The organism is Alkalicoccobacillus porphyridii (assembly GCF_007293315.1).
Lineage (GTDB): Bacteria > Bacillota > Bacilli > Bacillales > Bacillaceae_D > Alkalicoccobacillus > Alkalicoccobacillus porphyridii.
This window is the reverse complement of record NZ_VLXZ01000104.1, coordinates 1-336: the sequence shown is the minus strand read 5'-3', so window position 1 is coordinate 336 and position 336 is coordinate 1. Positions and strand designations below refer to the sequence as shown.

The 336-nt window shown below is 47.6% G+C and carries 1 protein-coding gene; it reads right to left on the bottom strand.

Annotated features, from left to right (window positions below; genetic code table 11):
• Positions 1-29: 29 nt before the first annotated feature.
• A complete protein-coding gene (gene ynaL / locus FN960_RS23365) occupies positions 30-203 on the bottom strand; it encodes a proline-rich small protein YnaL (protein ID WP_001296046.1) in 174 nt (57 codons plus the stop codon).
• Positions 204-336: the final 133 nt, after the last annotated feature.

The following is a 336-nucleotide window of genomic DNA, read 5'->3' as shown; positions in this document are numbered from 1 at the left end:
AATCTATTCTCGTGGTCATCTACGCAAAGTTAGCAGGCGCGTATCCTCGCAGATCTACGCTCACGATGCGACAATTTAATCGGTTCTTCATCGGGTGGTGGGTCAGGCATGGGTTGCGGGCGAGGGATCGGATCGGGCACTGGAACAGGATCGCCAGGAATCGGTTCAGGGACAGGAATTTGCAAATAAATAAGTGTCGTCATATTTCCCTCTGGTCATTGGGTGGACTCTTAAAGGGTAGACGCTGATAAATAACAGGCAAAAAAAAGCCGACTCATCAAAGTCGGCGTCGTACGAATCAATTGTGCTATGCAGTAATTCAAAAAAGGAAGTAAG